This is a genomic window from Flavobacterium soyae, from assembly GCF_021245985.1.
Lineage (GTDB): Bacteria > Bacteroidota > Bacteroidia > Flavobacteriales > Flavobacteriaceae > Flavobacterium > Flavobacterium soyae.
The window spans coordinates 368,796-382,230 of the sequence record NZ_JAJQXA010000001.1 but is presented as its reverse complement, the minus strand read 5'-3'; the positions used below and the strand labels follow the sequence as shown (position 1 = coordinate 382,230).

Annotated in this window: 11 protein-coding genes; 4 read left to right on the top strand and 7 right to left on the bottom strand. The window is 33.5% G+C overall.

The features are described from left to right. Positions 1-205: 205 nt before the first annotated feature. The 4 genes from LUU93_RS01640 to LUU93_RS01625 form a co-directional block, all read right to left on the bottom strand. Entirely contained in the window at positions 206-1,201 is a 996-nt protein-coding gene (locus LUU93_RS01640; protein WP_232677545.1) for a Gfo/Idh/MocA family protein, read from the bottom strand. A 267-nt stretch (positions 1,202-1,468) separates the two neighbouring features. Next, the gene (locus LUU93_RS01635) at positions 1,469-3,577 is read right to left on the bottom strand and encodes a prolyl oligopeptidase family serine peptidase (protein ID WP_232677543.1); all 2,109 of its coding nucleotides are present in this window, start codon (positions 3,575-3,577) and stop codon (positions 1,469-1,471) included. Between the two features lie 219 nt (positions 3,578-3,796). Next, entirely contained in the window at positions 3,797-6,004 is a 2,208-nt protein-coding gene (locus LUU93_RS01630) for a TonB-dependent receptor (RefSeq protein WP_232677540.1), read from the bottom strand. Between the two features lie 150 nt (positions 6,005-6,154). Then, positions 6,155-6,508, bottom strand: a complete 354-nt coding sequence (locus LUU93_RS01625) for a hypothetical protein (RefSeq protein WP_232677531.1) — start codon at positions 6,506-6,508, stop codon at positions 6,155-6,157. A 224-nt stretch (positions 6,509-6,732) separates the two neighbouring features. Here LUU93_RS01625 and LUU93_RS01620 point away from each other — a divergent pair, with 224 nt between their 5' ends. Further along, positions 6,733-7,440: a porin family protein gene (locus LUU93_RS01620; RefSeq protein ID WP_232677528.1), complete on the top strand. Its 708-nt coding sequence runs from the start codon at positions 6,733-6,735 to the stop codon at positions 7,438-7,440. Here the strand turns inward: LUU93_RS01620 and LUU93_RS01615 are convergent. Next, on the bottom strand, positions 7,435-8,040 hold the full coding sequence (locus LUU93_RS01615; protein ID WP_232677526.1) for a hypothetical protein: 606 nt from the start codon (positions 8,038-8,040) through the stop codon (positions 7,435-7,437). The two genes, LUU93_RS01620 and LUU93_RS01615, sit on opposite strands and share 6 nt — an antisense overlap. Before the next feature lie 268 nt (positions 8,041-8,308). Here LUU93_RS01615 and LUU93_RS01610 point away from each other — a divergent pair, with 268 nt between their 5' ends. The 3 genes from LUU93_RS01610 (at position 8,309) to LUU93_RS01600 (ending at position 12,387) form a co-directional block, all read left to right on the top strand. Further along, positions 8,309-10,777, top strand: coding sequence for a bifunctional UDP-N-acetylmuramoyl-tripeptide:D-alanyl-D-alanine ligase/alanine racemase (locus LUU93_RS01610; protein WP_232677525.1), 2,469 nt, complete (start codon positions 8,309-8,311; stop codon positions 10,775-10,777). A gap of 69 nt (positions 10,778-10,846) precedes the next feature. After that, complete coding sequence (mscL, locus tag LUU93_RS01605) at positions 10,847-11,224, top strand: large conductance mechanosensitive channel protein MscL (RefSeq protein ID WP_232677521.1); 378 nt, start codon at positions 10,847-10,849, stop codon at positions 11,222-11,224. Between the two features lie 173 nt (positions 11,225-11,397). Then, positions 11,398-12,387 carry an aspartate-semialdehyde dehydrogenase gene (locus tag LUU93_RS01600; protein ID WP_232677520.1) on the top strand — a complete coding sequence of 330 codons (990 nt, stop codon included), beginning with the start codon at positions 11,398-11,400 and terminating at the stop codon, positions 12,385-12,387. Between the two features lie 184 nt (positions 12,388-12,571). Here the strand turns inward: LUU93_RS01600 and LUU93_RS01595 are convergent, their stop codons facing one another. Continuing rightward, positions 12,572-12,889: a 2Fe-2S iron-sulfur cluster-binding family protein gene (locus tag LUU93_RS01595; RefSeq protein ID WP_232677515.1), complete on the bottom strand. Its 318-nt coding sequence runs from the start codon at positions 12,887-12,889 to the stop codon at positions 12,572-12,574. A gap of 56 nt (positions 12,890-12,945) precedes the next feature. Further along, complete coding sequence (locus LUU93_RS01590) at positions 12,946-13,425, bottom strand: hypothetical protein (protein ID WP_232677513.1); 480 nt, start codon at positions 13,423-13,425, stop codon at positions 12,946-12,948. Between the last annotated feature and the right edge of the window lie 10 nt (positions 13,426-13,435).

The following is a 13,435-nucleotide window of genomic DNA, read 5'->3' as shown; positions in this document are numbered from 1 at the left end:
AAAGGATATTCGTGAGAATATCCTTTTTGTTTTTTTGTCATTTCGATGAAAGGAGAAATGTCAAGATTTATTAAATTGCCTCCAGCTTTAGCTGGAGGTCGATAGGATTAAATTTAAAAAGGCTTTAGCCAAATAAACGTTTTGGCTAAAGCCTTTTAAGCTTGCTATTATTAAATCTCCAGCTAAAGCTGGAGGCATTGAAATATTAAGATTTAGAATTCCTAAACTCCTTCAAAACTTCATCAATAACCCAAGTTGTTCTCGCTCCTGAAATTCCTTTTGATGGAGAAGCATCTTTTTTACCTAAAAGCTCTGTAATAACGGTTTCAATAAATGGCTGCTGAATATGAAGCGGATTCTCAATTGTAATACTTTCTTTTTGTCCATTTGCATATTGAATATGTATTGGATCATTTCCGAAAGTTGAAAACGAGATTTTACCTTTATCCCCTACAATTTCAGTATTGTCATAACGTTCAAAACTGGCAAAATTCCACAAACCAGATCCGTGAATTCCGTTTTCAAATATAAACGACATCGAAACAGAATCTTCAGCCGGATAAGCTTGCAATTGAGAAGTCGCATGTCCGCGAACAGATTTTATTGGACCTAAAACAAAATCCAGAAAATCTAACGTATGGCAGGCCAGATCAACAAAAATACCACCGCCTGAAATATGTGGTAAAACCGTCCACGGAAGATTAATTTCGTCGTCATAACGAGCTTCAAACGGATGGTATAAAACAGTATTTACATGTCGTATGTTTCCTAATTTTCCCTTGTCGATTATTTCTTTTATTTTTAAAAAACGAGGTAGACCTCTTCTGTAGTAAGCAACAAATAAAGGAACATTATGTTCTTTGCAAGCACTAATCATTTCATTGCATTCTTGAAAAGTCAAAGCCATTGGTTTTTCAACATACACAGGCTTTCCGGCTTTTGCACACAAAAGAGTATATTCTTTATGAGAAGATGGCGGCGTAGCAATATAAACCGCATCAACTTCAGGATCGTTTATTAAATCTGCTGCATTCGAATACCATTTCGGGACATTATGGCGTTTGGCATAATCTTCGGCAAGCTTTGCATCTCTACGCATCACAGCAACCAAAGCAGAATTTGGAGTCCTTTGAAAAGCTGGTCCGCTTTTTACTTCCGTCACATTCCCACAGCCTATAATTCCCCACTTTATAATTTTCATCGTTTGGTTATTTTAGTTATTCAAATTTAAAAAAAGGTTTGCCACGAATTGCACTAATTTCCACGAATTATTTTTTGAAGTTTTGCCACAGATTAAAAAGATTCACACAGATTTTAAAAATCCTTCTAATCCTTTTAATCTGTGGCAAAAAAAACACTCTGCAAATTCCAATCAATTAAATTCGTGTTAATTCGTGGCAAAAAAAACAGCCACAAACTCACAAAAATAATTCGTGAATTCGTGGCTATAAAATTTTAACTTAAAGTCTTACTTCTTAGGTAAAGCTTTAAATCCCATATTATAAAGAGTGAAAGCCTGAATGTCTACATTTTCCTGGATTGTAGCCGCAACAGATTTTCCTGCGCCGTGACCTGCTTTTACATCAATTCTAATTAAAACAGGATTTTCTCCTGCTTGCTTGTCTTGCAATTCAGCAGCAAATTTAAAACTATGTGCCGGAACAACACGATCATCATGATCTCCGGTTGTAACCATTGTTGCCGGATATTTAGTACCGCTTTTAACGTTTTGAACAGGAGAATACCCTTTTAAATATTCAAACATTTCTTTGCTGTCCTGAGCTGTTCCGTAATCGTAAGCCCAACCCGCACCGGCTGTAAAAGTATGGTAACGAAGCATATCCATAACACCAACTGCTGGCAAAGCTACTTTCATTAAATCAGGACGCTGAGTCATAGTTGCACCCACTAATAAACCTCCGTTAGATCCTCCGCGAATCGCTAAATAATCAGATGAAGTATACTTTTGAGCAATTAGATACTCTGCAGCAGCAATAAAATCATCAAACACATTTTGTTTTTGAAGTTTTGTTCCCGCATCATGCCATTTTTTACCGTATTCACCGCCGCCTCTTAAATTGGCAACCGCATAAACACCTCCGTTTTCCATCCAAACCGCATTCGAAATACTAAATGCAGGAGTCAAACTAATATTAAACCCGCCGTAACCGTAAAGAATCGTTGGGTTTTTGCCGTCTAATTTTGTTCCTTTTTTATACGTAATAATCATAGGAACTTTTGTACCGTCTTTTGAAGTATAGAAAACTTGCTTAGATTCATAATCTTCACTTTTAAAATCAACTTTTGGTTTTTGATATACTTCTGATTTACCAGATTTTGGTTCAAAAGAAAAAATGGTTCCCGGAGTTGTATAGTTTGTAAAGCTGTAGTATAAAGTCTTTTCTTCTTTTTTTGCACCAAATCCTCCGGCAGTTCCAACTGCAGGAAGTTTAATTTCGCGAATTAGTTTTCCGCTGTAATCATATTGTAAAACTAACGAAACAGCATCTTTTGTATAATTGGCAAAAAAGTATCCGCCGCCTGTAGATGGAGATAAAACATTCTCTGTTTCTTTAATAAAATCTTTCCAGTTTTCCTGTTTCGGATTGCTGAAATCTACCGAAACCACACGTCCGTTAGGAGCATTATAATCCGTTTGTATAAATAATTTACTTCCTTCGTTTTCGATAATATTATTATCATTGTTAAAGTTATCTACAATGGTAATAATCGGACTGTTTGGCGTTTTTAAATCTTTAATATAAAGTTCATTTCCGTAAGTCGAATTAGCAGCTGTAATTACTAAATAATGATTGTCTTCGGTAACGTAACCGCCAACATACCTTCTTTTTTGATCTGCACCAAAAATTACTTTATCTTCTTTTTGAGAAGTTCCCAATTTATGAAAATACAATTTGTGCTGGTCTGTTTTTGCAGAAAGCTCGCTTCCTTTTGGTTTATCATAACTAGAATAATAAAAACCTTCATTTCCAAGCCATGAAACACCGCTGAATTTTACATCAACCAAAGTATCTTCCAGAACTTTTTTAGAAACTGCATCAATAATAATCACTTTTCTCCAGTCGCTTCCACCTTCAGAAATAGAATATGCCGCTTTGTTTCCATCTTTAGAAAAATCTAATCCGCCAAGCGAAGTTGTTCCGTCTTTTGAGAAAGTATTCGGATCCAGAAAAACTTCTTCTTTTCCGTTTAGGTCTTTTCTGTAAATAACAGATTGATTTTGAAGCCCATTATTTTTAGAATAATAAGTAAACTTTCCTTCTTTTGATGGGGCACCTATTTTTTCATAATTCCAAAGTTTTTCCATTCGCTTTTTAAGTGCTGAACGAAACGGAATTTTATCTAAATATCCATAAGTTACTTCGTTTTCAGCTTTTACCCAAGCACCAGTTTCAGCAGATTTATCATCTTCAAGCCAGCGATATGGATCGCTTACTTTTGCATCGAAATATATGTCGACAGTTTCTCCTTTTTTAGTTTCCGGGTACTGAATTTTATTTTGCCCAAACGAAATTCCTGCAGTTGTAATTGCCATTATAAGAAAGGTTTTTTTCATAGTTTTTGATTAACAGTTGTAGCAAAAATAGTACTTTTTGTTGTGAAAATAATTTAAACCATATAAGTTATATAAGTTCATTTAATTTAAGGTCAAGCTTATATTTAGCAGGATAACTCATTTAAAGAATAAAGAATTAAACCATATGAGTTATATGAGCTTATTTAATTTAAGACTTAGCTTTTATTTACTTATATAACTTATATGGTTTAAAAAATGTTATAAATTGAAATTAACGCCCAGAACGATGTTTCTTCCAATATTTGGAATTCCGTCTGTTTTTAATCTTGAAAGGTGCGCAATGTATTTTTTGTCGAATAAATTGTTTCCGTTCAGGTTGATATCAAAAGCCGTTTTACCCAATTTTACCGTTCCTCCAAAACCTAAATTAACCAAAGTATAACCTTTAGAAGCAGTTTCGAAACCACTCACATTATCCTGACTGAAAGTTGAAGATACATTTAATGAAGCAAAACCTTCACTTAACCAGTTTTTGATGTTAAATTCTGTTCTAAGCGTATTATTCCAGTTGTTGGCAGGAATCAGCGGTAAGTAATCATTATTGTCTTTTTTACCAGTTACGGTTTCAAAACTAGTTTCAAAATGTAACCAGTCTAAAGGATGCGGATGAAAATGTATACCAGCTTCACCTCCGTACAATTGTGCATTATCCTGAACATAAGCAAAAACATCATTATCGTCACGAGTTTCTCCGGTTGGAGAAGTATAGATATAATTGTTTACGTGATTGTAAAAACCGTTTACGAAAAACTCAAAATGCGTGTTTTTGTATTCTAAATTTAAATCAGTTTGAACATTTTGTTCTGTTTTCAAATTGGCGTTTCCAATCTCATAGCGGTTTGTTCCTTCGTGAACCCCGTTTGAAGTTAATTCGGCTAAGTTTGGCGCTCTAAATCCGGTTGCAACATTTAAACGAAGTGTCAGCGGTTCAGCCAGTTTTGTTTTATATCCTAAAGATGCATTAAAACTGTCAAAAGATCTGTCTAAAGCCTGAAAATAACCTTCTTCACCTTCAATTCCGTGTGGGTCAGAAGTAACGTTTCTGTTGTCAAAACGTAATCCGGCTTGTAAAACACTGTTGTTCCATTCGTAATTTGCAGTTCCAAAAACACCAAAATCATTTGTTGTTGCATCTGGAATTAAATATTCTTCACCAGAATTTTTATTCGTTTGATGCATTCCCTGAACCCCAAAAATGGTTTCGATTTTTCCGAATTTAGGAAAGTGATATTTTAAGTTGTAATTCAAAGTATTTAATCTCATGTGGAGTGAAGGATCATTGCTGTCTTCAAACTCACTTCTGTCATTTGAAATATAACCTAAATCAACATCAAGTTTTGAGTTTTCAAAAAAGATCACATTGTTTAAACTCAATAAATGATTAAAAATTCCCTGCCTAGGGAACTGTGTGTCTTTGCTTGAAGATTGTTCTGCAATTCCATCTTCAGGCATTCCAATATCCAGCTTATTGTAATTGTATCTTAAAACACTTGAAAAACTAGAGTTGCTGTAACCAATTCCGGTTTTAAAATCAGTTTCATTATAACGAGAATTTGTTACGCGGTCGCCACCGGAAATTTTGTAATCAGAATGTGTGTTGTAACTTCCACGGGCCAGAAATTTCCAGTTATCAGTAGATGTTTTTAATCCAATAGAAGAATTACTTCCTTCTGTATTCGTAAAATATTTTTGACTGAAATTAGCTTTAAAAGTACCGGCATCAGCAAATTTTTCAGGATTAAAGTATAAAACTCCTCCTAAAGCGTCAGAACCGTACAATAGCGATGCAGGGCCTTTAATAACTTCGACACTTTCAATTCCGGCATCGTTTAAGCCTAAACCATGCTCATCTCCAAACTGCTGGTTTTCGATACGAACACCTTGAGAATACACTAAAACACGGTTACCGCTCAATCCGCGAATTACCGGCTTCCCAATAGAAGTTCCGGTAGAAATCTGCGAAACTCCGGGAATTGTAGCCAAACCTTCGATTAAAGTCGAAGTTCCTTTTTGCTGTAAAGATTTAATGCTTTCATGCTCAATTTTCATTACGTTTTGCGATTGCAGTTTGTTGAAAGGAGTAGAAACCACAACTTCATCCATTTCTAAAATCGATTCTTCGAGCGTTACATCAACAGTATTTTGTTTTACTAATTTGGTGATATTTTTATTTTGAGTGGCATATCCAACATAAGAAAAAGACAGACGAAGATTTCCGTTTGGAAGATTGTTTAATTCATATTTTCCGTTTACATCAGTTGTTGTTCCTTTATGCAATTCTGAAGCGTAAACAGAAACGCCAGGTAAAGGTTGATTTTGATTGTCAGTTACTGTTCCTGAAACCGAATTCTGGGCAGAAAGTAAGCCCGAAAACCCTAAAACAAGGGCAATTATTAATTTTTTCATTTGAAAATTTTGCTATAGTTAAATGGATTTTCTTTTTTTAAATGAAAATTAAACTAACAGTACTGCATTCTAATCCTAATTTAATAAACAGGATCAGGAAACTCAAAGTTGTTTTTGAATTTAGATTTTAAAAAAAGAGATGTTGAATTATTAAGAAACTAAAGCTGCAGGAGGACCTCGTAATAAATACGAAGTTTTTGAAATAGAAAAAACCTTTTCTAAAAGCGGGAAAAAATAAGGAATCTCGCTGTCAAAAGAATTAAATTTAATAGAAAAACTTTCCGGGACAATGTAACTTCCAAAAGCAAAATTACAAACGTAACATAAATCGTAATTATGGTGCTGATGCGTTATTTCACCGCTCGGATCATTATAATCGTGATGGCACTGCTTTTCTGAAAGCTGTTTTACAATATGCTCATAACTGTGTATGGACTGAAACAATATCGAGAACAATATTGTTACAGCAAATGAAAAACTTAATATGAGCTGTTTTTTCTTCATACACAACAAAGGTATAAAAGATCGTATAAATACAAATTCATTTTTTGAATTCTGTTGCAGATTATTTGAAAAAAGTTCAGCAAACACAATTATTATTAGTCAAAAACAGAATAATTGCTTTCTAATCGCTTCCTGAACTATCATTATATTATATTTGTAAGTGAAATAAATTGATTCTATTGAGCGTTTATTTTGTAAAACCTCTTTTAAATTCAAAAAATTATATGCGATTTCTTTTTAGCTGTTTGTTTTTAGTTTCATTTTTTAATGCTTTTTCGCAAGAAGATGTCAAAGCAGAAATAAAACCTATAGTTAAAATAGATTCTTTGTATAGAGAAGACCAGTTTTATTTTTCTGTTACCTATAATATGTTTACGGATATCCCTCAAAAATTCAAACAAAACAAATTTTCCCTTGGACTTTCGGGCGGGTTTTTACGCGATATGCCAATTAATAAATCGAGAACAGTTGCAATTGCAGCTGGTTTAGGGTTTAGTTATCAAAATTACTATCAGAATTTTGGTATTTCAAAAGATGGGACCGGAGCAATAGTTTATAATGTTGTAGATGCAGGAGATATTGCTTCAAATCGGTACAAACAATACTCTGTAGAGTTTCCGATAGAATTTAGATGGCGTAATTCTACTTATGAAAGTACCAAATTCTGGAGAATTTACGGCGGAGTAAAATTGAGTTATATATTCTCTAATACTTCAGTTTTAGACGATGGCGAAAACACATATCGAATAAACAATAATGACGCTATTAATAAATTCCAATACGGTCCATATATTTCTGCAGGTTACAACACCTGGAATGTTTATTTGTATTATGGTTTGAGTCCGTTATTTAAAGATGGCGTTACAACATTAAGCGGAGAAAAAGTTACCATGAAAACGCTCAATGCAGGATTAATATTTTATATTTTATAACCACAAATACAAAAATAATACCTGAGGTAAAACGCCAATTAATAACCCAATCAATATTTCTTTTGGCGTATGAGCATCCATTTCTAATCGTGATGAAGCCACAATTCCAGACAATAAAATTAACAATGCGCCCCAATACGGATTGTGCATTTGTAAATGAATATTTAATCCAATTGCAAAAATTGTAAATCCTGTAAGAGCTGTCATGTGCAGACTGGCTTTAATTTTAAAAAGCGAACAGACCAATGCTAATATTGTACTAAACAGCGCACCCAGAAAAAAGAAATGAAGTTCAGGATAACGCGTAATTACGATACTTCTTTTTACTAATAAAATATATAAAAAGCACTGTAAAATAAGAGGAATTCGGCGTTGAGAGTTTTCTGGAAGCATCATCGATTTTACGTGTCCGGTAGAACGAAGCAGCATAAAAAATAAAACGGGAACTATAATTGTAATGACTAAAATTTGAAACAGAACAAAATATTTTTCCTGCATTGTAAAAATATCTTCTTTACAATAAAGGTATAATAGTGCTGCATACATCGATATAAAAATCGGATGAAGTATATAGGAGAATATCGGAAGTATTTTTTTCAAAACGTATTATTTTGTGGTATTGAACAAATATAAGGAATTAATGTTTTTTGCCACGAATATTTAGTTTTTCTCGCCTCGAATTGCACTAATTTCTACGAATTTATTTTAAAATATGCGGAAAGTTTTGCCACAGATTAAAAAGATTAAAAGGATTTCTAATCTGTGAGAATCTTTTTAATCTGTGACAAAAAAATAAAAAAATAATTCGTGGAAATTAATGTAATTCGCGGCAAACCTTTTTTTAAATTTGACAAAAAGAAATTTCTAAATGAGCATAAATTTAAAAAGCCTTATTTCGGTTTTTAACGCCAAATGGATAGGTTCGGAATCTGATATTTTTGTTGATCATATTTCGATCGACAGCCGTTCTTTACAAAACGGGTCTAAAACATTGTTTATTGCCCTTTCTGGGGTTAACAATGATGCTCATTTGTACATTTCAGAATTGATAGAAAAAGGCGTTCAGAACTTTGTCGTTCAGTATATTCCCGAAAATGTAAAAGGAAAAGCGAATTTTTTCGTGGTAAAAAATACTCGCAAAGCACTTCAGGAACTCGCAGGTTATCATCGTGATTTATTTGATTTTCCAATAATTGGTTTAACGGGAAGCAACGGAAAAACCATCGTAAAAGAATGGCTTAATTTCCTGCTGAGTCCGGATTATAATATTATCCGAAGCCCAAAAAGTTACAATTCACAAGTTGGCGTTCCGCTTTCTGTGATTGCCATAAATGAGAAACATAATTTAGGAATTTTCGAAGCCGGGATTTCGACGGTAAACGAAATGGTTAACCTTGAAAAAATCATCAAACCAAATATTGGTGTTTTAACCAGTATAGGTTCTGCGCATGATGAAGGTTTTGAAAATCTGAATCATAAAATCAAAGAAAAATTATTGTTTTTCAAAAAATCAGCAGTAATTATTTATCAAAAAAATGAATTGGTAGACCAATGTCTTTTAGATTTTTCTGTTAAATATCCACTAGAGAACAGAACTTTATTTTCATGGAGTTTTACAGATGCTTCTGCAGATGTTTTTATTTTGAAAAAAGAAACCAAAAGCGATTCGACAACCATTAAATATCAATATAAAGAGGAAATTTTCAATTTAGAAATTCCGTTTAGTGATTCGGCTTCTATAGAAAATACTATTTCATGTTTATTGGTTTTACTGTATTTTAATTATGATTTCGAGGTTATTCAAAATCGGGTGCAATTACTTTATCCGGTTGAAATGCGTCTTGAAGTTAAAAACGGAATCAACAATTGCAGCTTAATTGATGATAGTTACAGCTCAGATTTTCAATCGCTGAAAATTGCTTTGGATTTTCTGGAAAGCCAAAAAAAGAACGCTTCAAAAACGGTTATTTTGTCGGATATTTTTCAAAGCGGATTTTCAAATGAAGAACTCTATTCAAAAGTTGCTCAGTTAATTTCAGATAATAAAATCAATCGCATAATTGGTGTCGGGGCAACTATTTCATCTTTTGCAGCCAAGTTTCCAAACAGTACCATGTTTCAAAATACTGCCGAATTTATTGATGCAGTCGAGGACCTGAATTTCAATAACGAAACTATTTTAATAAAAGGTGCACGATCATTTCAGTTTGAGGAAATAGTTTCGCTGCTTGAAGAAAAAACACATGAAACGGTTCTTGAAATTAACCTTGATGCCATAAATCATAATTTAAATTACTTTAAATCAAAACTGGCCGATGATGTAAAAATCATGGTAATGGTTAAAGCTTTTGGTTACGGAAACGGCGGACTTGAAATTGCAAAATTACTCGAACATAATAAGGTTAATTATTTAGGTGTGGCTTTCGCCGATGAAGGAATTTCGCTGAAAAACGGTGGAATCAAACTGCCAATTATGGTTTTAAATCCAGAATCGACCAGTTTTCCGTCCATCATTCAATATAAATTAGAACCTGAAATTTACAGTATAAAAGGATTAAATGCCTTTTTGAAAATTGCCAGAGAAAAGAATTTGAAAGATTTTCCTATTCATATAAAACTCGATACAGGAATGCATCGTTTGGGGTTTGAAGATGATACTATAGATGAATTGATTGCAACCTTAAAAGGAAATTCGACCGTTCGTGTTCAGAGTATTTTATCGCATTTGGCGACGAGCGACGATTTGAACCATTATGATTTTGTCATTTCGCAGATTAATTTATTCGAGAAATTATCTTCAAAATTAATGATGGAATTAAATATAAAACCAATTCGTCATATTTTAAATACTTCCGGAATCAGCAATTTCCCAGATGCACAATATAATATGGTTCGTTTGGGAATTGGTTTATATGGCGTTTCCAATGACCCGCTAGAACAAAAATATCTGGAAAATGTAGGCACGTTAAAATCAATTATTTCGCAGGTTCGTACCATTCCAGTAGGCGACAGCGTAGGTTACGGGCGTCGTTTCATGGCCGAAAGAGAAACAAAAATTGCCACAATTCCAATTGGATATGCAGATGGAATTTCGAGATTATGGGGCAATCAGGTTGGTTTTGTAACCATTAAAAATCAAAAAGCCTATATCGTAGGAAGCGTCTGTATGGATATGTTAATGGTTGATGTAAGTCATATCGACTGCAAAGAAGGCGATTCGGTAATTATTTTTGGCGAAAGCCCAACAGTTATTGAAATGGCCGATGCTTTAAAAACCATTCCGTATGAGATTATGACGAGTATTTCGCAGCGTGTGAAACGAGTATTTTTTAGGTAGATTTAAGAAACTTTCAGGTAATTTGCGTATTTTCGTATTAAATTATTTATAAATATAAACAAGTCAATTATGGGATTTTTTTCAGAATTTAAGGAATTTGCAATGAAAGGCAACGTTGTTGATCTGGCTGTCGGTGTGATTATTGGAGCTGCTTTTGGTAAAATTGTGAGCTCATTTATAGAAGATGTTATTACACCACTGCTATTAAAACCGGCTTTAGATGCTGCACATTTATCAACTATCGAAGAACTAACAGCATTTGGGGGTGTTAAGTACGGTTTGTTTGTTTCGGCAGTAATTAACTTTATAATTGTTGCTTTTGTTTTGTTTCTGATAATTAAAGCAATAAACCATGCAAAAAAGAAAGGTGCTGCACCGCCGCCGCCAGCAGGACCGACACAAGAAGAATTGCTTACACAAATTAGAGATTTATTAAAAAATAAATAAAAATATACCGCTGCACTAATTCTAACTTAACCGCTTCTTGATTGGAGCGGTTTTTTTTAATGAATTGTTTAATTTGTAACATTTTGTTATTTTTTGTGAAGCATGTTGTTTTCGTTTTTATTATAACTATTTTTGCAGAGTAAATTAGATTAATTGATATTAAAAATATAAAAATGAGAATAGCGGTTGTAGGTGCTACCGGAATGGTTGGCGAGATAATGCTTAAAGTTTTAGCAGAAAGAAATTTTCCTGTTACAGAATTAATTCCTGTTGCATCTGAAAAATCAATTGGAAAAGAAATTGAATTTAAAGGGACAAAATATAAAGTTGTTGGAATGCAGACTGCTGTAGATATGAAAGCAGATATCGCAGTTTTCTCTGCAGGTGGAGATACTTCATTAGAATGGGCTCCAAAATTTGCTGCAGCCGGAACAACTGTTATCGACAACTCATCGGCATGGAGAATGGATCCAACTAAGAAATTAGTAGTTCCAGAAATCAATGCATCTGTATTAACAAAAGAAGATAAAATTATTGCAAACCCAAACTGCTCTACTATTCAAATGGTATTGGCTTTGGCTCCTTTACATAAAAAATACAACATTAAAAGAATCATTGTTTCTACTTACCAATCTATCACAGGAACTGGTGTAAAAGCAGTGAAACAATTAGAAAATGAGTATGCAGGAATTCAGGGCGATATGGCTTACAAATATCCAATTCATAGAAATGCAATCCCGCACTGCGATAGTTTTGAAGATAACGGATACACTAAAGAAGAAATGAAATTAGTGCGTGAAACTCAAAAAATTCTTGGTGATAATATAATTAGAGTTACAGCTACTGCAGTTCGTGTACCGGTTGTTGGTGGACACAGTGAAGCAGTAAATGTTGAGTTTACAAATGATTTTGATGTAAACGAAGTTCGCGAAATTTTACACAATACTGATGGAGTAGTGGTACAGGATAATTTAGATACATTCACTTACCCAATGCCATTATATGCAGAAGGTAAAAATGATGTTTTTGTTGGAAGAATTCGTCGTGACGAGAGCCAGCCAAATACATTAAACATGTGGATAGTTGCTGATAACTTAAGAAAAGGCGCAGCAACAAATACAATTCAAATTGCTGAATATTTAATCGCAGCAGGTTTGGTATAACTAGAGATTAAAGAAAATTGTTATAAAGAAAAAGCCGTAATTGCAGCAATGTAATTACGGCTTTTTTGATGCCTTCTATTTGTGTATTGTAAACAGAAACCCTACAGGTTTTAAAACCCTGTAGGGTTTAAATCGTAACGATAAAAAAAAGCGAGAACCAATTTGATTCTCGCTTTTGTATTTTTTAATATTCCGGAGCCAGTTCTAATTCGAGTCCTTCTAATTCTTCAGTAATTGGGATCTGACAGCCTAAACGGCTATTAGATTTAACATAAAACGCTTCCGAAAGCATAGCCTCTTCTTCATCTCCCATTTCTGGTAATGCAATATCATTTAGAACATAACACTGGCAGGAGGCACACATTGCCATTCCTCCACAGGTTCCTTCAACAGGAAGTTCGTATGCTTTGCATAACTCCATTATATTCATTGCCATATCAGTCGGAGCCTGTAATTCGTGTATAACTCCTTCTCGATCTTTAATTTTTATTAATACATCCATTTATTATGGGAATTTTATGATAGGATTTTATAACGTGAAAAAATCCTTTATTTATACTAACTTGCAGGTTTTGTACTAAATGCGTATTCTTTTCCATTGCTTTCTTTAAGACGCATTTTTACGCCTAAAATACTATCGTTTTTTTCAAGAATAGTAATAATTGCAACTACTGAATAATAATCTCTATCAGATTGAAAAGTTAATGTGCCTTCGTAAGTAGAGTTTAAAACTCCTTGTTTATCTGTTGTTGCAGAAACCTTTCTTGGATTCAAAAACTGAGCGGAACTGTAGGTTGCTTTGTTTGCAAATTTTCCTTTTCCATCGACAAAATCGTATAAGAAATCATAATTTCCAATACTTAAAGTTCCAGGTACATCAGCAGGGTTAATTGAAAATACAATTTTTCCAGCGTACGTAAAATCTGACCATTCTTCAGCTTCGCTTATCCATGCTTTGTCAACAACAATTGTTTTATTTTGCGCATAAATGCCTGACGCAAAAAGCATTAATAAAAATAGAACGTAAAATTTCTTCATAAAATATAAG